This window comes from Xenorhabdus sp. TS4 (assembly GCF_014467265.1).
Classification (GTDB): Bacteria; Pseudomonadota; Gammaproteobacteria; order Enterobacterales; family Enterobacteriaceae; genus Xenorhabdus; species Xenorhabdus ehlersii.
This window is the reverse complement of sequence record NZ_NKHQ01000011.1, coordinates 42,852-66,697: the sequence shown is the minus strand read 5'-3', so window position 1 is coordinate 66,697 and position 23,846 is coordinate 42,852. Positions and strand designations below refer to the sequence as shown.

The 23,846-nt window shown below is 43.0% G+C and carries 18 protein-coding genes; 12 read left to right on the top strand and 6 right to left on the bottom strand.

Annotation, left to right across the window (positions count from 1 at the left end; genetic code table 11):
• Positions 1 to 354: 354 nt before the first annotated feature.
• Positions 355 to 1,638 carry a citrate synthase gene (locus Xets_RS27940; protein ID WP_099131139.1) on the top strand — a complete coding sequence of 428 codons (1,284 nt, stop codon included), beginning with the start codon at positions 355 to 357 and terminating at the stop codon, positions 1,636 to 1,638.
• 101 nt (positions 1,639 to 1,739) lie between these two features.
• Here the strand turns inward: Xets_RS27940 and Xets_RS27935 are convergent, their stop codons facing one another.
• Positions 1,740 to 2,525, bottom strand: coding sequence for a helix-turn-helix transcriptional regulator (locus Xets_RS27935; RefSeq protein WP_099131138.1), 786 nt, complete (start codon positions 2,523 to 2,525; stop codon positions 1,740 to 1,742).
• Positions 2,526 to 2,644: 119 nt separating this feature from the next.
• On the opposite strand from Xets_RS27935, the gene Xets_RS27930 reads away from it, so the two are divergent.
• The gene (locus Xets_RS27930; RefSeq protein WP_099131137.1) at positions 2,645 to 3,793 is read left to right on the top strand and encodes an MFS transporter; all 1,149 of its coding nucleotides are present in this window, start codon (positions 2,645 to 2,647) and stop codon (positions 3,791 to 3,793) included.
• Between the two features lie 31 nt (positions 3,794 to 3,824).
• Here the strand turns inward: Xets_RS27930 and Xets_RS27925 are convergent, their stop codons facing one another.
• Both Xets_RS27925 and Xets_RS27920 read right to left on the bottom strand, forming a co-directional pair.
• Positions 3,825 to 4,568 carry a type 2 GTP cyclohydrolase I gene (locus Xets_RS27925; RefSeq protein ID WP_187651140.1) on the bottom strand — a complete coding sequence of 248 codons (744 nt, stop codon included), beginning with the start codon at positions 4,566 to 4,568 and terminating at the stop codon, positions 3,825 to 3,827.
• 209 nt (positions 4,569 to 4,777) lie between these two features.
• Positions 4,778 to 4,987: a YbfA family protein gene (locus Xets_RS27920; protein WP_187651111.1), complete on the bottom strand. Its 210-nt coding sequence runs from the start codon at positions 4,985 to 4,987 to the stop codon at positions 4,778 to 4,780.
• A 351-nt stretch (positions 4,988 to 5,338) separates the two neighbouring features.
• On the opposite strand from Xets_RS27920, the gene kdpF reads away from it, so the two are divergent.
• Genes kdpF through kdpD form a run of 5 tightly spaced genes read left to right on the top strand, consistent with a single transcriptional unit; the run spans position 5,339 to position 12,553 of the window.
• Positions 5,339 to 5,428, top strand: a complete 90-nt coding sequence (gene kdpF, locus Xets_RS27915; protein WP_065814091.1) for a K(+)-transporting ATPase subunit F — start codon at positions 5,339 to 5,341, stop codon at positions 5,426 to 5,428.
• Positions 5,429 to 7,126: a potassium-transporting ATPase subunit KdpA gene (kdpA, locus tag Xets_RS27910; RefSeq protein ID WP_099131134.1), complete on the top strand. Its 1,698-nt coding sequence runs from the start codon at positions 5,429 to 5,431 to the stop codon at positions 7,124 to 7,126.
• 16 nt (positions 7,127 to 7,142) lie between these two features.
• Positions 7,143 to 9,209, top strand: coding sequence for a potassium-transporting ATPase subunit KdpB (gene kdpB / locus Xets_RS27905; protein WP_187651112.1), 2,067 nt, complete (start codon positions 7,143 to 7,145; stop codon positions 9,207 to 9,209).
• 55 nt (positions 9,210 to 9,264) lie between these two features.
• On the top strand, positions 9,265 to 9,864 hold the full coding sequence (gene kdpC / locus Xets_RS27900) for a potassium-transporting ATPase subunit KdpC (protein ID WP_099131132.1): 600 nt from the start codon (positions 9,265 to 9,267) through the stop codon (positions 9,862 to 9,864).
• Positions 9,851 to 12,553, top strand: a complete 2,703-nt coding sequence (gene kdpD, locus Xets_RS27895; protein WP_187651113.1) for a two-component system sensor histidine kinase KdpD — start codon at positions 9,851 to 9,853, stop codon at positions 12,551 to 12,553. The genes kdpC and kdpD overlap by 14 nt, the downstream gene beginning before the upstream one ends.
• 54 nt (positions 12,554 to 12,607) lie before the next feature.
• Here the strand turns inward: kdpD and pulA are convergent, their stop codons facing one another.
• Positions 12,608 to 15,406 carry a pullulanase-type alpha-1,6-glucosidase gene (pulA, locus tag Xets_RS27890; protein ID WP_255430553.1) on the bottom strand — a complete coding sequence of 933 codons (2,799 nt, stop codon included), beginning with the start codon at positions 15,404 to 15,406 and terminating at the stop codon, positions 12,608 to 12,610.
• A gap of 530 nt (positions 15,407 to 15,936) precedes the next feature.
• Between pulA and Xets_RS27885 the strand changes: the two genes are divergently transcribed.
• Entirely contained in the window at positions 15,937 to 16,365 is a 429-nt protein-coding gene (locus Xets_RS27885; protein WP_099131129.1) for an EamA family transporter, read from the top strand.
• 61 nt (positions 16,366 to 16,426) lie between these two features.
• Here Xets_RS27885 and pgm read toward each other — a convergent pair whose 3' ends face one another.
• Both pgm and seqA read right to left on the bottom strand, forming a co-directional pair.
• Complete coding sequence (gene pgm / locus Xets_RS27880) at positions 16,427 to 18,067, bottom strand: phosphoglucomutase (alpha-D-glucose-1,6-bisphosphate-dependent) (protein ID WP_099131128.1); 1,641 nt, start codon at positions 18,065 to 18,067, stop codon at positions 16,427 to 16,429.
• Between the two features lie 93 nt (positions 18,068 to 18,160).
• Positions 18,161 to 18,694, bottom strand: a complete 534-nt coding sequence (gene seqA, locus Xets_RS27875) for a replication initiation negative regulator SeqA (protein WP_074018432.1) — start codon at positions 18,692 to 18,694, stop codon at positions 18,161 to 18,163.
• A 259-nt stretch (positions 18,695 to 18,953) separates the two neighbouring features.
• Between seqA and ybfF the strand changes: the two genes are divergently transcribed.
• The 4 genes from ybfF to Xets_RS27855 all read left to right on the top strand — a co-directional run bounded on the left by ybfF (position 18,954) and on the right by Xets_RS27855 (position 23,688).
• Positions 18,954 to 19,733, top strand: a complete 780-nt coding sequence (gene ybfF / locus Xets_RS27870) for an esterase (protein WP_099131127.1) — start codon at positions 18,954 to 18,956, stop codon at positions 19,731 to 19,733.
• Positions 19,734 to 19,925: 192 nt separating this feature from the next.
• A complete protein-coding gene (locus Xets_RS27865) occupies positions 19,926 to 20,660 on the top strand; it encodes a class I SAM-dependent methyltransferase (RefSeq protein ID WP_099131126.1) in 735 nt (244 codons plus the stop codon).
• Positions 20,661 to 21,052: 392 nt separating this feature from the next.
• Positions 21,053 to 22,084 (top strand): methyltransferase, encoded by a 1,032-nt coding sequence (locus Xets_RS27860; RefSeq protein WP_099131125.1) that lies wholly within the window; start codon positions 21,053 to 21,055, stop codon positions 22,082 to 22,084.
• Between the two features lie 65 nt (positions 22,085 to 22,149).
• Entirely contained in the window at positions 22,150 to 23,688 is a 1,539-nt protein-coding gene (locus Xets_RS27855) for an FAD/NAD(P)-binding protein (protein ID WP_187651115.1), read from the top strand.
• Positions 23,689 to 23,846: the final 158 nt, after the last annotated feature.

Sequence of the window (23,846 nt, the reverse complement as noted above, 5' to 3'; positions counted from 1 at the left end):
AAAATTAACAATCTTATTTGACAAAGATTAAACATTTATCTTACATATATGTCGTTATATATTATTTGCCATCATTTTATGATGCAAAATTAATCTTAACGAAAAATAAAAGTTATGCAAAAGTATCATATAAGCACAAAATGATAACATTTTATGTCAATAATACTTTAAACATAACTTCCAAAAACTTTTTAACAACCTGAAAACCATTGTCGTCCGTAATGAGATTTCAGCGTTAAATGTGATACCAGCCTGATTTTAAATTCTCTCCGGTAGCACAATGCTTTCGGCACAGTATAAATTGCGCCTATCTGGTTGTTAGGGGTTATAAAAATAAGCGCTAAGGAGATATAAATGGCTGATAAAAAGGCTACGTTGAACATAAATGGTTCAGCTGCTATCGAACTAGACGTACTAACGCCAACCCTAGGTCCTGAAGTGATTGACGTTCGTACCCTCGGCTCAAAAGGCTTCTATACTTATGATCCAGGTTTTACTTCCACTGCTTCCTGTGAGTCGAAAATCACCTATATTGATGGCAATGAAGGCATTTTGCTACACCGTGGTTTTCCCATCGATCAGCTTGCAACGGAATCGACCTATCTGGAAGTCTGTTACATTCTGCTATATGGCGAACCACCCACTCCCGAAGAATACGAAAAATTTAAAACTACGGTGACTCGCCATACTATGATCCACGAACAGATCACTCGTCTGTTCCACGGTTTCCGCCGTGACTCCCATCCAATGGCCGTACTTTGTGGTGTTACAGGCGCACTGGCTGCCTTCTATCATGATGCCCTGGATGTCCATAATCCTCGTCACCGTGAAATCACTGCTTACCGTCTACTGTCCAAAATGCCAACTGTTGCGGCAATGTGTTACAAATATTCCCTTGGGCAACCTTTCGTTTATCCACGCAACGATCTGTCTTATGCTGCTAACTTCCTGTACATGATGTTCTCAACACCGTGTGAAGAGTATAAGGTTAATCCAGTATTAGAACGCGCCATGGATCGCATTCTCATTCTGCATGCAGATCATGAGCAAAATGCTTCAACTTCAACAGTACGTACTGCGGGCTCTTCTGGTGCCAACCCATTTGCTTGTATTGCTGCGGGTATTGCATCCCTCTGGGGACCAGCACATGGTGGAGCAAATGAAGCCTGCTTGCGGATGCTGGAGGAGATCCAAACTGTCGAACACATTCCTGAATTCATCGCTCGCGCCAAAGACAAAAATGACTCTTTCCGCCTAATGGGCTTTGGTCACCGTGTTTACAAAAACTATGATCCTCGCGCGACAGTGATGCGTGAAACCTGCCATGAAGTGCTAAATGAGCTTGGTCTGAATGACAGTCTGCTGGAAGTGGCCATGGAGTTAGAACGCATTGCCTTGCATGACCCATACTTCATTGAGAAAAAATTGTATCCAAACGTCGACTTCTATTCAGGCATTATCCTGAAAGCCATGGGTATTCCGTCAACCATGTTCACCGTGATTTTCGCTATGGCCCGTACTATTGGCTGGATTGCACACTGGAATGAAATGCACGATGAAGGCTTGAAGATCGCACGTCCACGGCAGCTTTATACTGGTCACACGAAACGCGATTTCAAGAGCCAGTTGGAAAAGTAATTTGATCAATAACACTATTCATATTCTGGCACATGTTGAATAGTGTATTTCTGCACCTCTTATGCCAGTTTTTATTCTGAGATTAGGGGTGTATTTTTGCTTTATCTCTCTGAGCCAGCCATATATTCCTTTGGCGGTTTCCCCATGATTTTGCGAAAAAATGTCACAAATGCACTATCGTTGGCAAAACCGAGTTCCTGTGCAACATAGGATAACGTTTTATTCTGCGCCAATAACTCTATCGCCTTTACCAATCGCCATTGTTGCCGCCACTGTTGATAGTTCATTCCTGTTTCACGTTGAAATATCCGGGTAATGGTTTTCTCACTGGCACCAATATAAGTAGCCAGTCTGTGTAATGGTGATGGCAACTGATCAAATGGCAAATGTGTTAACCGCCGATCAGACGGCAGCGGCAATAAGGTTGGTTCCCTACGCGCCTCGCGAATTTCATCAAAAAATAATGCCAACAAATTTGCTCCTTTTCCCTGCTCCCAATCAGAGTCAAAAGAAGACACTGCGATACGCTCTAAAAGAGCCTGTAATAGTGGTGTGGCTTCCAATACTTCACTTTGTGTCGAAAGTAACTCCAATTCATGAGATTTCAAGTAATTAGAATTTAAATAAATAGAACGGTAACCTACTGAGCCACGCATTTCTGCCCGATGCCGTGTCTTTGGAGGGAGCCATGCCACTCTGGTTGGAGGCAGAACAGAAATCTGGTTTGCCAATGTGATCTTGATACAGCCCCGCTGGGTAAACAATAATTGCCCCATATCATGTTGATGAAAGCCAGAATCGTGTTGCCCCATCTCTGCTGCGATCCCTATCACAGGCATATCCAAGCTATCAGGATCAAAATAATCACTTTGTTGCAACCATGCCATGCTCATTCCTACTGATTTAATGTCCGATTAAATAAACAAATAGTCTTTATTATCATAAAAAGACAAAAATTATAATGCTAATCTTTCAAGTCATTACTTATCAGCAAAAGAAAAAAATCATGCAAACTAAACCATCACTTTGGCTTGCTATTGCCTTGATGATGTTCCCGCAGATCGTAGAAACCATCTATAGTCCCGCATTAACCAATATTGCCGCTGGATTTTCCGTCAACCCAGAGCAAGCTGCTCAAACATTATCACTCTATTTTTTTGCTTTTGCCCTTGGTGTTGTCGTATGGGGACGTATGTGTGATGTCATTGGCAGACGCCCAACTATTATTGCTGGTCTATCACTCTATGGCCTCGCTTCCCTGCTGGCATTATTGACACCACAATTTTGGTTATTACTCGTTGCCCGAATGCTGTCTGCTTTCGGGGCCGCAGTTGGCTCTGTCGGCACACAAACCATTATGCGTGATACTTATCGTGGGGAAGAGTTAGCACGTGTCTTTTCTGTCATGGGAATTGCCTTAGCAATCAGCCCTGCCATTGGCATGCTCAGTGGTTCAACATTGAACTATTTTGCTGGCTATAAAGCAGTCTTTGCTGGGTTAATTATTCTGGCGATTATCCTGATCTATTGGTCTATTGCCCGATTACCAGAAACCAGGCCGACTGACGTAACAAAAGTGGCTTTATTCAGCACAGTAATTATGATGCTTAAAGATATTTCAATTTGGCGAAATGCGTTTTTGATCGCATTTTTCAATATTTGTTTATTCAGCTATTACCAATTAGCGCCATTTCGTTTCCAACAATTTGGGTTATCACAGAAAATATTTGGTTATACTGGCTTGTTATTAACTTTCGGCGTTGTATTAGGCTCGCTATTAAACAAATATCTATTAAAGCAACAATGGATATCAACCCAATTAGTTGCCCTTGCCTCATTAATCAGTTTATTCAGTGGGATCGGTGTATACCTGCTCGAAAATAGCTGGCTCTTTATTTTTCCGATATTGGGAATAGTTATCGCTTATGGGCTGGCGATCCCGAATATTTTAGCTTCTGCATTGACCAACTATTCAGATAGGCTAGGTACAGCCGGTGCTTTACTTGGGTTATTTTACTATTTGCTGCTGGGACTTGGTTTGGCATTGGCAGGCTGGAGTCAGGCATTAGGCAGCGTATTAATATGTTGTGGGATCGCAATGATTGTTTTATCTCTCTTGCAAGATAAAAAGCCCCAACTCCCAAAATGGAAATAAAATCCAGGGGCTATATAGATTAGCTAAAAAATCAAGCCGGATTGGGAATATCGATAAAAGTCACATCCAATCCATAATTATTTGCCAGCCATTCACCGAGCGTTTTGATGCCATAGCGCTCTGTCGCATGGTGCCCTGCCGCAAAAAAATGCAGTCCCATTTCACGGGCAACATGGATCGTTTTTTCTGATACCTCTCCTGTCACAAAGGCATCAACACCAAACTCTGCCGCCTGTTCAATAAAACTTTGACCACCGCCTGTACACCATGCCAGTGTGCGGATCTCTTCTGGTGCATTATCACCACAATGCAGTATCTTTCTCTCCAGGCTTTTTTCAAGACGTTCAATCAATTCTGTCGGTGTAATAGGCTGATCAAAAGCACCATGAGGAAGAAGAGTATCAATCTCGCCGATAACCTTTGCTCCCATCTGACGCGCCAATTGGATATTGTTACCCAAAGCAGGATGGGCATCTAACGGAAGATGATAGCCATACAGGTTGATATCATTGCAAAGCAGTGTTTGCAAACGGCGACGCTTCATGCCACGGATAACAGGATATTCATTCTTCCAAAAGTATCCATGATGAACGATGACAGCATCCGCCTCAAGGCGAACAGCTTCATCCAACAGTGCCTGACAGGCTGTCACGCCTGTAATTACCCGTTGAACATGAGGGCGGCCTTCCACCTGTAATCCATTGGGAGCGTAATCTTGAAATTCGCGGATCTTCAATTCCGTATTGAGCACATGCTCCAATTCAACATTGTTCATCACATTCCCCTTGTCACTTAGCATTTTCTTCATCATAAAATACATACCTGCCATGGATTAAGTCAAAATAGATTAGTTATAAATCCAATATAAAACAAAACACCTTGCCAGCATAAACCGACAAGGTGCCAAGATACTATATGCAAGATACTACAGTTCAAGATGTTATATTCAAAATGCCCGGTTAGGCTCTCAGTCATAATGCTATTTTAGCGATTCCGTGTCTCTAAAGTCATTTCTAAACATTCCAGCCATACTGGCTTATCACTGGTTTTTCGCCATACTTTATACAGATAGCTATAAAAGCGGGCACGATCACGACGAAACAGCATAATAGGAAGCGCAATGGCACCCAGTGATATAGCGCCAATACGCCGCAAGAGAATCTGATGCCAAGAGTATGCACGATATATAGACATTGATACCCCCTCATGGGCTTAACCTGTAATATGCATAAAATTTTATCTGATAAAATGAAAATTTACTACTCATCCGACCACTTTTTTAGTGATATAAATCACCTTTTTTCTCTGATTGCGTAATTTAATTACAAAATCACACTTAAACAGAAACAAAACAAACAAATTGAAAACAAAAAATTAACTCGACATGGTTTGCTACACTTGCCTTATGATGCTTTGTCGATGAATTCCACAGATCACTTATACTTTTTTTACGTTTTCAGGAACCCTTTTAATAATTTCTTTGTATGGTATTTCTATGCTGTAACTGACTATTTCTTGAAGAAATAAGCAAGGAGATACACCACCATGAATATCTTCCTGATCCTTGGCATTTTTCTGGTGACGCTATTACTGGGCTATCTCATTTATGCGTTATTGAATGCGGAGGATTTCTAAATGGCAATATCCGCTTTTTTACTGATTGCCAGTTTCCTGCTCATACTATTTCTATTGGGTAAACCGCTTGGTATCCTGATTGCCAGGCTCGTCGAAGGAGAACTACCTCGCTGGCTGATAAAAACAGAAACCATCCTGTGGCGTTGTTGTGGCCTGAAGAAACCTGGTAGTAATGTCAAAGAAATGAACTGGTGGCAGTATGCTCTCGCCATCCTCATATTCAACATAGCCGGACTATTACTACTGTTTATGCTGCTGATCAACCAAGGTCATCTGCCACTGAATCCACAACATTTTGTTGGCATGAGATGGGATCTGGCCCTTAATACCACGATCAGTTTTATCACTAATACCAATTGGCAAGCTTATAGCGGAGAAAATACCCTCAGTTACCTGAGCCAAATGGCCGGATTGACTGTTCAAAATTTTCTGTCTGCGGCAACGGGAATTGCTGTGGCTTTTGCCTTAATGCGGGCGTTTTCCCGTCAAGGCACTAAAACAGTGGGAAATGCGTGGATCGACATCACACGCATCACTGTATATCTCTTGCTGCCGCTTGCGATTATTGTGGCCTTATTCTTTGTCAGTCAGGGCGTTATCCAAAACTTTTCTCCCTATGTCCTCATCCACTCTCTTGAGGGGCAACAACAATTGCTGCCTATGGGACCAGTCGCTTCCCAAGAAGCTATAAAACTTTTGGGCACTAATGGTGGAGGATTTTTTGGGGCAAACTCAGCCCATCCATTTGAAAACCCAACTTCACTTAGTAACTTTGTCCAGATCCTGGCCATTTTCCTGATCCCTTGTGCATTATGTTTCGCATTCGGTCTGGTTGTTGGCGACAATCGACAGGGATATACCCTGCTCTGGGCAATGAGCATTATTTTCATTATTGCTACCAGCGTTGTGATGTATGCCGAAACCGCAGGCAATGCCCAGCTCATACATCCCAATATCGGTAACCACTTTAATATGGAAGGCAAAGAAGCCCGCTTTGGTATCCTTGCCTCTTCTCTCTATAGCGTTGTGACGACAGCCGCTTCCTGTGGTGCCGTAAATGCGATGCATGACTCCTTTACTGCACTGGGTGGCATGATACCGCTCTGGTTGATGCAAATTGGGGAAGTCATATTCGGTGGGGCAGGTTCTGGCCTTTATGGCATATTACTGTTCGTTCTGCTTGCTGTATTTATTGCGGGCTTAATGATTGGCCGCGCACCAGAATACTTAGGCAAAAAAATCGATGTCTATGACATGAAAATGGTCGCATTGGCGATTTTAATCACTCCTTCGCTTGTTTTATTGGGCACCGCTCTAGCAATTTCAATCGACGTAGGTCGCAGTGCTATTGCAAATCCCGGCGCTCATGGCTTCACCGAAGTGCTTTATGCTTTCTCATCCGCAGCCAACAACAACGGCAGTGCTTTTGCCGGACTCAACGCCAACAATGTCTTTTACAACCTATTGTTGGGCGTCATCATGTTTCTTGGGCGCTTTGGTCTCATTCTGCCTGTTCTGGCAATCGCAGGTTCCATGGTTAACAAAAAACGCCAGCCGATTAGCAGTGGCACTTTACCGACCCACGGCTCGCTCTTCATCGGATTATTAATTCTGGTCATTTTACTAATTGGTGCCCTTACGTTTATTCCTTCCCTGGCTCTAGGCCCTATCGCAGAACACCTACAACTTTGGCCGTGAGAATGTGAGATAACGTATGAAAAATAAACAACAAGTATTATTTGAACCGACTTTAATTCGTCATGCATTTATCGATTCGTTAAAAAAATGCCATCCGGCTCAACAATGGCGCAATCCGGTCATGTTCGTGGTTTATGTGGGAAGTTGCCTGACCACTATCTTATGGATCGGTATATTAGTAGGACAATTAACGGGCAGCACGCTCTTTACCGGTGCCATTGCTCTCTGGCTATGGTTTACCGTACTGTTTGCCAATTTTGCAGAAGCGCTGGCTGAAGGACGCAGCAAAGCTCAAGCATCCAGCCTGAAAGGTGTAAAAAGAACTAATTGGGCGACCAAACTGACATCATCCAGCCGTGAGGCTACAAAAGAAAAAGTCACTTCTGACACTTTGCGCAAAGGTGATATTGTGCTAGTGGAAGCAGGAGAAATTATTCCTTGTGATGGAGAAGTCCTTGCAGGAGGAGCTTCCGTTGATGAAAGCGCTATTACAGGAGAATCTGCACCAGTTATCCGCGAATCCGGCGGCGATTTTTCTTCTGTCACTGGCGGTACGCGAGTTTTATCAGATTGGTTAATCATCGAATGCACAGTCAATCCGGGAGAAACCTTTTTAGACAGAATGATCTCAATGGTTGAAGGAGCTAAGCGACGTAAAACACCCAATGAAATAGCCCTCACCATTCTGCTCACTGCACTGACCATTATTTTCCTGCTGGTCTGTATAAGCTTGCTGCCTTTTTCCTTGTTCAGTGTCCAGGCTAACCAGTCTGGCGCACCTATTACACTTACGGTATTGATTGCCTTACTGGTTTGCCTAATCCCCACCACGATTGGTGGATTACTGTCAGCGATTGGCGTTGCGGGTATGAGCCGGATGTTGGGAGCCAATGTTATTGCCACCAGCGGGCGAGCCATTGAAGCCGCTGGGGATGTCGATGTTTTGCTACTCGATAAAACTGGCACTATCACGCTAGGTAATCGTCAGGCATCCCAATTTTTACCTGCACCAGATGTAACGGAACGGCAGTTGGCTGATGCTGCTCAACTCTCTTCCCTTGCAGATGAAACCCCTGAAGGGCGTAGTATCGTGATTTTGGCGAAACAACGTTTCAATATGCGTGAACGTGATCTTCGAGAATTAAAAGCGACATTTGTCCCCTTCTCTGCAATGACCCGCATGAGTGGCGTCAATATTGGTAATCGCATGATCCGCAAAGGTGCTGTCGATGCTATTCGCCGCCATATTGAAGCTAATCATAGCCATTTCCCAGATGTGATTGACCAATTGGTACAGCAAGTTGCGCATAAGGGAGAAACCCCCTTGGTTGTTGCTGAGAATCAGCAAGTCTTGGGAGTTGTTGCCTTAAAAGATATTGTGAAAGGCGGAATTAAAGAACGCTTCAGTGAAATGCGCAAAATGGGGATCAAGACTGTCATGATCACGGGTGACAATCACCTCACTGCTGCGGCAATTGCCGCCGAAGCGGGTGTTGATGACTTTCTGGCAGAAGCCACTCCCGAAGCGAAACTCGCTCTTATCCGCCAATATCAATCCGAAGGGCGCCTGGTTGCCATGACGGGTGATGGTACAAACGACGCACCCGCGCTGGCACAAGCAGATGTTGCCGTTGCCATGAATTCAGGCACACAAGCAGCGAAAGAGGCGGGCAATATGGTTGACCTGGACTCCAATCCCACCAAGTTGATCGAGGTTGTCCATATCGGCAAGCAGATGCTAATGACCCGCGGGGCTTTGACCACATTCAGTATTGCCAATGATATTGCTAAATATTTTGCCATCATTCCCGCCGCCTTTTCGGTCACATATCCACAACTTAATGTGTTGAACATCATGCATCTGCATTCTCCAGAATCTGCGGTACTGTCTGCGGTTATCTTCAATGCAATAATCATAATCTTTTTACTGCCATTGGCTCTAAAAGGTGTCAGTTATCGCCCAATGAATGCATTGTCACTCTTACGCCGGAATCTGTGGGTATATGGCCTTGGTGGCCTGCTGGTGCCTTTTGTGGGTATCAAGTTGATTGATATATTGCTCACTGCCTTAATGTTTAACTAACGATCTTTTCACTACAGCGTATTTAAAAATCGGGCTTCAAATAAGGTGATGAAAAATGATCTGGTTACGTTCTTCCATTGTTCTGCTGGTGTTTCTTAGCTTAGTCACGGGGATTGCCTATCCACTACTGGTGACGGGAATATCAGAATTTTTATTTCCCCATCAAGCTAAAGGCTCGCTAATAGAGCAGAATGGAAAATGGATTGGCTCTGAATTAATTGGTCAAAATTTTACCAAAGCCATCTATTTTCATGGGCGACCTTCTATGACAGCCGAAAAACCGTACAACACCCTGTCATCTGGAGGCAGTAATCTTGCTATAACCAACCCTGCATTGAGCAGTAAAATACACCAACACATTATCCAGGTACGTTTATTTAACTATCCCGAAAATTCTCCAATCCCTGTTGATTTAATCATGGCATCGGGTAGTGGGCTCGATCCCCATATATCCCCTGAAGCGGCTGAATTCCAGGCACAACGAGTGGCGATAGCCCGTCATATGCCACTTGCAATCATCCATAAGCTCATTGAGCAACATATTCAATATCCCCTGCTGGAATATATGGGGCAGCCCATAGTCAATGTACTGGAACTGAATCTGGCGTTGGATAATCTGAACCAAAAAGGCAGATTAAGATATGGAACAAAATGAACTACATCGCCCTGATCCTGATGAATTACTGACACTGGCAAACGAAAAACCACGTGGCAAACTAAAAATATTTTTTGGTGCTTGTGCGGGGGTCGGCAAAACGTATGCCATGCTGCAAGAAGCTCAACGACTGCTGGCGCAAGGGTTAGATGTCATTGTCGGTGTTGTTGAAACCCATGATCGACAAGAAACCGCAGCCCTACTGGAAGGGTTACCCCAATTACCCGCAAAATATTTCCGCCATAATGAACGCAGGATAGCGGCATTTGATATTGATGCCGCCCTTGCCCGCCATCCGGCCATTATTCTGATGGATGAACTGGCATTCAGTAACCCTAGAGGTTGCCGCCACCCGAAGCGCTGGCAAGATGTCGAAGAATTACTGGAAGCTGGCATTGATGTACTGACAACCATCAACGTGCAACATTTGGAAAGTTTGAATGATATTGTCGGCGGTATTACCGGTATTCGCGTACGGGAAACCGTTCCTGACCATATATTTGATCAGGCCGATGATGTGGTTCTGGTCGATCTTCCGCCTGATGATCTGCGTCAACGGCTCAATGACGGCAAGGTTTATATTTCAGGTCAGGCAGAGCGTGCCATTGAACATTTTTTCCGCAAAGGGAACCTGATTGCTCTGCGTGAATTGGCCCTGCGTCGCACAGCAGATCGCGTAGATGACCAAATGCGTGCTTTTCGTGATACTCGAGGAAAAGAACCCGTATGGCATACACAAGAGAATTTACTGCTGTGTATTGGCTACAACGCCGGCAATGAAAAACTGATTCGAAAAGCCGCTCGCCTGGCAGCAAAACTCAACTGTACCTGGCATGCTGTTTACGTTGAAACCCCCAAACTACATCGATTGCCAGAAGGTAAACGACGTACCATTTTGCAAGCCTTAAAGTTAGCACAAGATCTGGGCGCTGAAACCGCAACACTCTCCGATTCTGATGAAGAAAAAGCCATCCTGCGCTACGCCAGAGAACATAACTTGGGTAAAATCCTTATTGGCCGCTATTACAATTCACAGGTAAATTTTCTCGGCTTTAAATGGTATCGTGACTTTTCAGAGCGTCTGGGAAAACTCGGCCCTGATTTGGATTTGATTATTGTCGCGTTGGAAGATAAAAAACACGGAGACAAAGAGCCAAAAGATAACCGAACATTCAATGATAAATGGCGAGTCCCGATTCAGGGTTTTTTGATGGCTATTGTACTCTGTGCCCTGATTACCCTCTTTTCCCGAACCTTCTTACTGACCCTTGATAAAGCCAACCTGGTGGCGCTCTACCTGCTCGGTGTTGTCATCATCGCGCTGTTTTATGGTCGTTGGCCATCTGTCTTTGCTGCTTTTGTCAATGTCATCAGTTTTGATCTTTTCTTTGTCCAACCACGTTGGTCATTGGAAGTCAAAAACATACAATATCTGCTCACACTGGTTGTAATGCTGATTGTCGGGGCAGTTGTTGGAAACCTTACCGCAGGTATACGCTATCAAGCCAGAGTAGCCCGTTATCGCGAACAACGAACACGGCACTTATATGAAATAACTCGGACACTGAGCAAAGTTCTGAACGAAGAAGACGTAGCCCGTATCAGCTATCACTTTCTCTCCGATAGCTTTCAGGCAAAAACGGGTCTGCTGCTGCCAGATAGCAACCGACATTTATATCAAGTTAAATCCCATAATGGTGGTCAAATGCAGATCGATGAAGCGATCGCCAAATGGTGTTTTGAGAAAAAACAACCTGCGGGAGCTGGTACTGATACATTACCGGGTGTCCCTTATCAATTATTGCCTATCGCTACGCCCTCGCAGGTTTTTGCCGTTCTGGCTATTGAATCCCCTAACCAGCGCCAGTTACTAGTACCGGAACAACAGCGGCTATTACAAATCTTCACGGGACTCATTGCCAATGCGCTGGAACGCCTGCACCTTACCCGCAGTGCAGAATCTGCCAGGTTAGAAACTGAGCGGGAGCAGCTGCGTAATTCATTACTGGCAGCACTATCTCACGACTTACTTACTCCGTTGACCGTACTGTTCGGGCAGGCTGAAATACTGATGTTGGATTTATCGACAGAAAGTTCACCCCATACCCAACAAGTTAACCAAATTCGCCAACAAATTCTCAGCCTTTCGCGACTGGTCAATAACCTGCTTGATATGGCACGACTGCAATCAGGTGGCATTCAGCTTAATCTTGAATGGTATCCACTGGAAGACATTGTCGGCAATGCCTTGCACTCTCTGGAACATACCCTCAATCGCTATACTGTAGAACTTTCTTTACCTAATGATTTATTGCTGCACTGTGATGCCGCCTTACTGGAACGTGTTTTTATCAACCTGCTGGAAAATGCCATTGAATACACCAATGAACAAACTCCCTTGGGTATACAAGCCACAATAGAAAAAAAACAGATACATCTTGAAATTTGGGATGCAGGCACAGGAATTCCACAAAGGCAAGAAAAGCTTATTTTTGATAAGTTCTCACGCGCCAGCAAAGAAGCGACTATCCCTGGTGTCGGATTAGATTTGGCGATCTGTCGCTCCATTATTGAAATCCACGGTGGAAGAATATGGGTGGCTAACAATAAAAAAGGCGGGATCAGTTTTCATTTTCTTCTGCCGTTGGAAGAGCCACCAAAAATTGAAAATGCTCTCAATAAGATGTAAATAAAAATGAGTCCGCCCCAAAACTCAATTACTCAAATACCATACCTGATTTCGTTACTTCTTACGAACAGGCAAACCTGTTCCACGGATTCCTTCTTGTGGCAGAACCAACACGGCTGCTGACCATGCAGGCATGATTACCTCACCATTTTCTGTTATTTGTATTCCCGCCGCCAAAGATGCTTCGCCTAATTCACGTTGAATATCATTTAATTTCAGCCCTTCGACATTAAGCTCGTTGACAGTTACCGACCAAGGTGCAGCATTAATGACGACGACTAAACCATCAAACCGCCAATCACGATCACCCGACGTCATATTGCCATCATCAATCGTCATGACCAGTAAACCAAGTTGCTGATGAGAACCAACATTAACGAAATCAACACGCTGCTTGACAGCAACACCATCGCCAAGTGTCATCAGTGGTGAAAATTGACGTAAACGCAATAGCTCCTGATAAAACGTCATCATCTGTAATAATTCATTTTGGCCTGGTTTTTCCACCTGATTTTTCACCCGACTAATCAGTGGATAATTTTTGCCGTCATTATCACGTTCAGGTAGTCCCACGTCATAATTATTGTCTTTATAGTCATAGCTAACACGATTAAACCAATCGCCAGCATCATAAGAATCACGGGTAAATGATTTTGAACGCAATAATTCTGACCCTTGTTGATCAAAAGCCAAACCTTGCCCAAGGAATACCGTTGCAAGAGAGAGCGCCTGCATACGAACCCTCGTCACCAAATCCGCCTCTTGGGCAGCTTTGTAGCTAATAATATCCCACAATGTTTGATTGTCGTGCTTAGATACATAATTCAGTACTTCAATGGGATCTAATGCATAACCCGCAGCAGTACCCTTATAATCAATTTCCCTGCCTGTTTTTACCTCTCCATCTTTATCGATCATGACGAAATCCGCCAAATTACCAGCCATGCCAAGACGTACCAGATCCCATAAATGATGAACTTGATCTGTATCTAAGTCAGAAATTTCGTTGGGTAATATTTCGGCACCATTGCCTACTCCCTGATTACTGCGAATACTATCGGCAACATCAAAAGGCCCGCCACCACGTACCGCATCTCGTAACCGATCAGAGAAAGTCCCAATACCACTCCCTTTAAGATTAACTTGTGATGCGGTTTCAAACCGATCATCCTGCCCAGAATTCCAGCCCTCGCCGAAAAAGTAGATCGATGGGTTAATAGTTCGTACTTTTTCTAGTGCCGATATAATTTGCGCTTTGGGGTGATAACCCATTAAATCGAACCGAAATGCATCTATCTTATAATCTTTAACCCAGGTTACCAGTGAGTCTTCAATCAGTTTGGCAAACATACGGTGTTCAGGCGCAGTGTCAGCACAACAGGTATTATTTTCAACATTGCCTGTTATTTCATCTAAACGGTGGTAATACCAAGGCACGATCTTATCCAACACTGACGTTCGGGACGCAGAGCCTGCCGCATCGGTATGGTTATAGACAACATCCATGATCACATTCATACTCAATTGCTGTTTGATAGCCTGTATCATAGAACGAAACTCTTTTATGCGACTGGAACCTTCTGGATCAGTGGCATAAGAACCTTCCGGTACTGAATAGTGAAACGGATCGTAGCCCCAGTTATAGGAATCCGTCTTTGCCACCATCGTATTTAATTCTTGTACCTGCGGATTATTGATGTTGTCATCAAACCGCAATTGCTGCAAAACCTCCCGTACAGTCAATGAGCTATGGCAATAACCCGCAAAACGGCTATTTTTCACCATTGGATTGACCTGACATAGACGTTTAAAAGGGTGATCAAGATCAGCCACCTGATGGCTAAATTCATTAATGGAAGCGATATCAAACACAGGCAATAACTCTATATGAGTCATTCCCGCCTGACTCAATGCCTTAAGATGCTTGAACATATCGCTATTCTTGTCAGTCAGAGCCAGATATTTACCACGCCAGGCTGCTGGTATCGTGCTGTCTGCAACGGAAAGATCACGAATATGTGCTTCATAGATAGCCATGCTGGCAATATCCATTGGTGTATTTTGCGGGCGTGGCGTCAACAGGTTATCCCAGTTTTGTGGTTTTAAGGATGTATCATCCAAATTAACAATCTGGCTATATTCTGAATTAGTGGACAGACTATAAGAATAGGGATCGGTAACTTCATAACGTTCCACATTACGGGAAGATGGATGGTAGACTTTTAAGGCATAACGATAGTAAGCACCAATCAATTTCTTATCGCCTTGCCATGACCAAGAGCCACTCGCGGTATCGCGTTCCATTGTATAATTGGCGATAATTTGCTTATCTTGATTATAAAGAACCAAGTCCACCTCTTGGGCAGTTGGTGCCCATAAGCGGAAAATCACCCCCTTATCGTTTATCCGTGCCCCATATTCCAGCTTATCAGCAGCATCAGCGAAACGATCATCCAACACACCCGCCGTTTGTACTTGAGTTGCTGATATTAGCAAACCTTGCTCATTAGCAGCCAAAGCCACCAAATCTCCGGTCAGAAGAAGATCAATATCTGTTCCTTCTGGTAGACGGAATGCTGCCCATTTTGCCAGATGAGGAAATCTCCTCGCTGTTTCTTGATTTAAGTTTGTCGGTGTTAACGCCAGATACTTATCGGTAAAATAACCTTGGTCATTGGACTTTACCTTAGTGTCGTGATTGTAGTATAAGCGAACAATAGGCTGGCCTGCCCCACCTGACCATAATAATGTTTGTCGATCAACCCAATGTGCGGAAGCTTGAGAAATTTCTGACTCAGAATGACAACGGTAGATTTGTTCACTACCAGATATTTGCTTCAAACTAGGTGCCATCAGTTCCTCCTGGGTTTTGAGCGAATGATTTTTATTTTGTATACCGCTATCTTGTACGCAACTTGTCAGTGATAAAATGAATAAGCTGCCGAATACAATAAGATAAACCTTTCTCCAAAAGTCAGATTTCATAGTCAAACCTTTTTAATAGAAAGATCACATCAACTATTTTATTTTTAATAAAATGAAAATAATGATTAAACATTGTATTAGATAAGTTCACCTCATCCTTTATTAATAAATATCAGGAGGAGAATAAAGGATGAGTTACTTTCTGTGATGTTCATCATAAAAGGCATTTTGCAAAAAAACTTGGTCTGCTTTTTTGCATGGATTAATTTACAACTCTTTGGGCGATCTTTAATTAATGGTACTTTCACATAATTAAAAGTTGCAGCCATTCGAAGAATAAAGCGCATAAAAATTTTTAGCATTTTAATGGAATTCTATATATTCAGATCAACAAAATTAGCCTATGATTCACTCCTCTGATACAAACACGTTAATATCAAACACAGGATTAATTGAATATGAGTACATGGCTGATTTATGCCTTACTCTCCGCACTAACAGCAGCGCTGGTGGCTATCTTTGGAAAAATTGGGTTGCAAAATTTGGATGCCAATACGGCAACCGCTATTCGTGCTGTCATTATGGCACTGTTTCTGGTTGGCGTTGTCGCTGTGCAGGGAAAATTGACTCTTATCAGTGAAATTCTTGCCAATCGTAAGGCGCTGCTGTTTATCCTATTAAGTGGTCTTGCCGGAGCCCTCTCTTGGCTATTCTATTTTTTAGCGATCAAACATGGTAATGTTTCCCAGGTTGCTCCTATCGATAAATTGAGCGTGGTATTTGCCGTCGTTCTGGCGGTAATTCTATTTGGCGAGAAAATTTCTCTGGTGACTTCCGCTGGCGTCGTACTGATTGCCATAGGCGCTTTGATGGTTGCTTTGGGATAAAAGCAAAGAAGCCGCAGCAACTGCTACGGCTTGTGTTTTTCCAGCCAGAAATAGAAACCAATCAACCCGCAGCAAATACCTGATTGACGATTTCCTGTGCCTCTTGTTCAATTTTTTCACGATGCTCCGCACCAAGGAAGCTTTCGCAATAGATTTTATAGGCCTCTTCCGTACCAGAAGGACGGGCAGCAAACCAACCATTGTCACTCATCACTTTCAAGCCACCAATGGAAGCACCATTGCCCGATGCAGTGGTCAAACGGGCAGTAATCGGGTCACCTGCCAATATGTCGGCCTTGACCATTTCCGGTGATAATTTAGACAGCAATGCTTTTTGCTGATGAGTCGCTGGAGCCTGAATACGGCTATAGCTTGGTGTGCCAAATCTGGCCGCCAATTTATCGTAACGTTGCTGTGGATTTTCACCAGTCATTGCGGTCATTTCAGCAGCCAACAAGCAAAGAATGATACCATCTTTATCGGTTGACCACGGAGTGCCATCAAAGCGCAAGAAAGATGCTCCGGCACTTTCTTCTCCACCAAAGCCCAACTGGCCTTTATATAATCCATCCACAAACCATTTAAAACCGACGGGAACTTCTACTAATTCCCGTCCCAGATCGGCTACAACACGATCAATCATGGCGCTGGAAACCAGTGTCTTACCCACTGCGATATTTTTCGGCCATTGTGGACGATGACGGAATAGATAATCGACAGCCGTTGCTAAGTAATGGTTGGGATTCATCAAACCAGCCGGTGTAATAATCCCATGACGGTCATAATCAGGATCATTGGCGAAGGCTAAATCAAATTTACCACGCAGCTCCAGTAACCCCGCCATCGCCCAACGGGATGAACAATCCATACGGATCACGCCATCATGATCCAATGTCATAAAACGGAATGTCTGATCGACCTTATCATTAACCAGTGTCAGATCGAGATTGTAATATTCCCCAATCCGCTGCCAATAGGCGATCCCTGAGCCGCCCAGTGGATCAATACCAATCTTTAAACCTGCCTGTTGGATCGCCGCCATATCCACAACTTCACCCAGAGCAGTGACATAAGGATCGATCAAATCCTGGGCATGCAGATATTCACTTTTTAATACCTGTTCATAAGGCAGGCGCTTGATCCCATTGAGACCAACGGCCAATAATTCATTTGCACGTTGTTCAATGATTGCCGTCAAATCGGTATCGGCGGGTCCGCCGTTAGGCGGATTATATTTAATACCACCGTCTTCTGGCGGGTTGTGGGATGGCGTAATCACGATACCATCAGCCGAACTTTTTCCCTGACGGTTATGGCATAAGATGGTATGAGAAATGGCAGGAGTCGGTGTAAACCCATTATTTTCCTGCACAATTACATCCACACCATTTGCCGTTAACACCTCCAATACGGAGATAAATGCCGCTTCTGAAAGTGCATGGGTATCTTTGCCCACATAACATGGTCCAGTAATCCCATGTTGCGAACGAACTTCCACAATCGCCTGCGAAATAGCCAGAATATGCGCTTCGTTAAAACTACTACGCCCAGAACTGCCACGATGGCCAGAAGTACCAAATTTGACCTTATGTGCTGGATTTTCAGGATGTGGTTGTAAGGTGTAATACTGTGAAGTGAGCTGAGCAATATTGATTAAATCATGCTGCTGGGCGAGCTGCCCTGCCCTTGGATGAATTGCCACTTTATTATTTCTCCTGGGAAACCGCACTGACTTATCGCCAGCGCAGTACTAATAAACTAAGCGATTGTATTAGTAGTAGGGCAACTAACTGAATTAAATAGTGCCACACACTTTCTCAATCAAATTTGCCGGAAACTTCATATCCTGCATAATATGTTCAATCATGCTACGTTTACGGTCAGTATTGGTATTAGTGATCACCCAAAAAGGTGTACCGGGAATATGACGTGGCTTAGTTTGCTTACCCCTAGCCAATAAGGTGTACTCATCACCGGCAAAATAGGTACGGGTGCGGCCATGCATCGCTTCCGTTGCTTTAGAAAAATTCTCGCTGTTCAGGCTATACAATGCCGACAAGATCAGCATAAAACGTTCAACAGATTTTTTCTTTTCAGCATATTCATCAGAAAGCAATAATTCACGAATAACACGGACAGCATCACGGGAACGGGCAACAGGGGTTTTAACAACAGGTGCAGGGTCGTTGGCAGGCTCTGTAATTTGTACTGGCTGCCCGGCGTCTAACTTCAATATGCGCCGTAAAATATCAGATGCACTTTCACCGATATGCAGAGTTTGGCTTGCAATAAAGCGGTAAAGTTCTTCATCAACTTCTATCGTTTTCATTTCTATCCAGTACTGTTCTTAATGAAAAAATTATCTTGGGATTATAAGATATAATGCCACAAAACAAAACAATTAAACTTTCAATAACTTAAAGTGATTCCTTTAAAAATTGAGAATCTTTAGGAAAGCGACTTTCCTTTAAAATAAATCAATTAGTTACAACTATTTCATCCCATTGAGTTTGTCACAATTCACGCATCATGATATTAAGCATCTCAATATTAAACATTGTATAAATGGTATTAAATTCAGGCAAATCATGAAATCAAATCGTCAATTAAATTATCATCTTCACACTGTAGAAAATCCGCAATCTTCAACTCCCATTGTCTTGATTCATGGGCTTTTTGGAGATTTAAACAATTTGGGAGTATTGGGGCGTGATTTACAGCAACATTATTCGGTGATTCAAATCGATGTACGTAACCACGGTCTTTCACCACGTATGGAAAATATGGATTATCACGATATGGCACAGGATGTCCTGACACTGCTTGATGAGCTAAGTGTGCCCAACGCCATTATTATTGGGCATTCCATGGGTGGCAAAATCGCCATGACCATGACAGCTATTGCGCCAGAACGGATTGAAAAAATCGTGGTGATTGATATGGCTCCTGTCGCTTACCCGGTTCGCCGCCATGACAGCATTTTCGCAGCACTGAACAAAGTCACGACCGCCGGTGTACAAACCCGACAAGCAGCAGCAGATATTATGCACCAGGATATTCGGGAAGAGGGTGTTATTCAATTTTTACTGAAATCATTCCGTCAAGGGGAATGGAAATTCAACTTATCCGTTTTGCAAAAAGAGTACGAAAAAATTATCGGCTGGGAAACTATTCCTGCATGGTATGAACCCGCCCTGTTTATCCGTGGTGGAAATTCAGATTATATTACTGAAGAATATCGGGAAGATATTATCAACCAATTTCCACAAGCAACAGCATGGGTTGTAGCTGGTTGTGGGCATTGGGTACATGCAGAAAAACCTGAAGCTGTACTCAGGGCAATTCATCGCTTTTTAGACACAAAATAATTATGGATATCAACCCATCTGAATATGGGTTGATAAAATAAAGAGTTAATATAAAAATAATTATATCCAATTCATTACTGGCACCTTAATATGTAAAAAATAAAAAAGCAATTAGTAATCATCACACCAATATTAAATAATATATCCTACAGATAAATAAAACATCTTGACTTTAATTAAGGACAAAGAATTATGAAAGATAACATCTTATATAATCCCATTGCACATCTTTACGAAGATTTCTCAGACTCTAGTGCTCAAATCAAAATAGTCACTCGTACCCTCTTAAATCTGGCAGGGGATGTAAAAGGAAAATCGATGTTAGATTTAGGATGTGGATATGGCTTATTTAGTCGGGAATTCAGAAATCGCGGCGCTTCAAAAGTTATTGGTATTGATATATCAGATAAGATGATAGAAATTGCTAAAAACAAATCGCAACAATATGGCGACGACATAGAATTTCATATCAGAGATGTCAACAAAATGGAGTCATTTGGCAAATTTGATCTGATAGTTGCCGCCTGGTTATTTTGCCATGCGGAAACACTTGAACAACTTGAAAGTATGTTTCGTGTAATTGCAGATCATCTTAAACCTTCCGGTAAACTCATCGCTTATACATTTGAACCTGATTATCGTTTAGAAAAAGGGAACTATGAAAATTATTGCATAAAGGTTCTAAGTGAAGAGCCAGTGAAAGATACAACTCTTGTGAGGGCTGAATTTCTTACTACCCCACCCAGCCCTTTTACTATGCATCGTTGGAGCCGTGAACAATATAAGGATGCAATCACTAAGGCGGGATTAAAATTTGAATGGCATAAACCCATGCTACTGGAGAGCGATATTGAAAGTTATCCACCAGGTTTTTGGGATGATTTTCAAAGAAATAGCATTGATGCAGCCCTTGTTTGTCAACTCTAACAAAATAATCCCCCACGGTTTTTAGGGGGGTACTTTATGAAATATTTTTATATGCTATCAAACTAACAAAAAATTTCATTACGCAAATAATATAAATTACTGATGTTATTTATGATAGCGTTTTTATTATACCTTAATGTATTTTTCTATTGTGCTATTTAATAAATATACCCCCTAAAAATTCTCACTACAAACACAGCATAACCTTCTCGTAAAAACAACCTTATTCATCATCCTTATTAATAATAATCATTATAACAATATACTTCCGTATAAGATTTTTTGTGGTTGAAAAATGAACAATTTTCTGATTAATAATATAATTGAAATAATAAGGTAACTTATGTTTCTTTAATTTTTATTTTAATAATTATATTATAAATGAGATCTATATGAACATTTTAAATAATAACACAGCAATTTCTAATTACACATCAGCAGCTTTACATTTACTTAATCAAACAATGGGGTATACCTATCAAGCGGCACTTCGTGCTGCCACGGTTCTCGGTGTAGCCGATCATTTAAGCAATGGGCCAAAAACAGTGCATGAACTCGCCAAAACTGTCGGAGCCCAAGAGCAGCAGTTACACCGAGTTCTGCGGCTGCTTGCCACACGGAATATCTTTCATGAAACCGAAGATAAATGGTTTTCACTCACTCCAGCCGCAGAGTTTCTGCGCAAAGACACACACCATTCCCTCCGAGCCGCAGTATTGATGATGACTGACCGGACATTTTGGCAACCTCTTGGTGAGATTGTAGAAAGCGTCCGCGGCAATCCTGCCTTCAAACACCTCTACGGACTTCCTTTCTTTGATTATTGGGCGCAGACGGACACGCAGACTGATGATTTTCACGTCGGTATGTCCTCAATGTCTAAAGTGGAAAATTTGTTTCTCGTGCACAGTTATGATTTCCCGAAAAACGCAACAGTTGTCGATATAGCTGGCGGGTTTGGTAGCCTGTTATTAGAAGTATTACAGGCTAATACAACCCTGCGAGGGGTTCTTTTCGACCAACCACACGTACTCGCCAGACATGAACTTGGCGCGCTAGGTGATGATACGCGGTGGGAGATTACTTCTGGCGACTTTTTCGAGTCATGTCCTCAGGGCGATATATATCTGCTCAAGTACATTATGCACGACTGGTCTGATGAACAATGTATACAAATTCTACGTAACTGCCGACAAGCGATGTCCCCTGATGGACGAATATTGGTAATGGACCCTGTGATCCCTAATGGCAACGTTTCACATGCAGGTAAAGAAATGGATCTTCTCTGTATGGGGATCTACGAAGAAGGACGTGAACGCACAGAGGATGAACTACGACAATTGTTGGCTAACGCAGGCTTAAAACTCAATCGTGTCATTGATACAGGCTGTCACATTTCGATTGTTGAAGCCATTGCCGAATGAGTTCCTGCGCATTAAGTCAGCCAGGTAAAACTTCCTTATTTTCACAATATATTGAGGAAATAGTAATGTCCTTTCACAAAAGAAGTCTTGCCATTGTCGGAGGCGGGGCTGCTGGGGTGGCGACATTCATCGCAGCAGTGCAACATCGTGCAGCGCAAATCATTTATGTTATTGAACCTGGGCCGGTTGGCCCAGGAATGGCCTTTTTCAATTTGGATGGCGATGTACTCTGCAATACTTCGATCGATACCATGTCAGTCGTGGCTGATAATCCTCTGGACTTTCTGGATTATTTGCATAAACACGGCCATATCGTTACACCGGAATCTTTCGTGCCGCGGCAGTGGGTAGGAAACTATCTGAATCAAAGATTTCTGGAATTTAGCACTATTGCTCTCAAAACAGGAATCGATGTTTTCCATATGCCCCATTTATTTAGGGGGTTGAAGGTCAATCCACATCGTTGTTACACACTCTGGCATGGTGATAGCTTGACACCTCAATCACTGGAAGTGACTGATGTCATTTTCTGTACAGGCTTAGGTGCTTCTCGGCTCCCTGAGGTGTTGAAACCCCACTTGACTCGCCCAACTTTTATCCACAGCCCCTATCCAGAGAAAGAGATGTTAGCCAGAATACCCCCGCAATCGCGGGTATTGGTTATCGGCAGTAAACTTGCAGCAATCGATGCGGCTATTCTTCTCTGTCGTGAAGGCCATAGCGTCACCATGATTTCGCCATCAGGAGATATTCCCGCTGTCCGTTCGCGGCTTGTAAAAAGCCCTGGAACCTTCTTTGAGCATAAAAATACAATGTCGATAATGAACCGTCAGGGGAATCAATTGACCCATTTTTTTCCTGACTCATTGAAGCACGCGTATCTAAAATATTTCTACCGTGCACTCAAAAAATACACAAAAATACCCTGGCGAGAACAGTTTTCTAATGCCAATAGTTGTCGGGAACGTCTGCGTGAAGAAATCGCTATTGCCGAGCAAGGGAAGAGTCAATGGCAAGATATGATAGTCAATTTCGTGTATGTCGTTAACGAAGTGCATTTAAATGATAACACCTATTTTGGCGGTTCATTTCATCCCAACTTCGAAAAAATGCTTCATCGATATATCACCGCCATTGCTTTGCCCAATGCACAGAAACTTCTGCACTATATGGATAGTGGTTCTCTGCTCATTCAGAAAGGAGAAATTCTAAATGTTGTTATAGAAGAAGGAGAGGCAAATACCTGGTTAGTCAACTTAGGGCAGGATTATCAACCATTTGATGCGATTGTCGCTGCTGTTGGTTATCACCAACCTGACTTTATCCTTGACGAGGATGGGATACTTGAGATTGATACTCACGGCCAGCGTTCAGAACGCGCCATATCGATCTCGCCAGAAATGGGAGTCATCCCTCCTGACTTTAAGGAAAAAGAAAGTATTTGGTTTGTCGGAACGCCTGCGCATAAGCGGTTATGGGTACCTAATGCCCTCTTCGTGGTCGCAAATGTAGCGAATCTGGTTATTAAAAGTATGCTGAAATTAGATGTTCAAGTCACATCAACTATCGGCAATACCGAAAAAGAGCTGGAAATAAGCACATAATTTTAACCGTTCCACCCAAGCTACGACAGTGAAAAAGGAAGATCCCGAAGAAGTTACAAAAGAGGCAAGCCATCTTACAAGCAATCATAGATGGATAACGTAAATCCCGATAACACGTTAATTGAAAAATGGCCCACATTCATGGGCCATTTATTAAT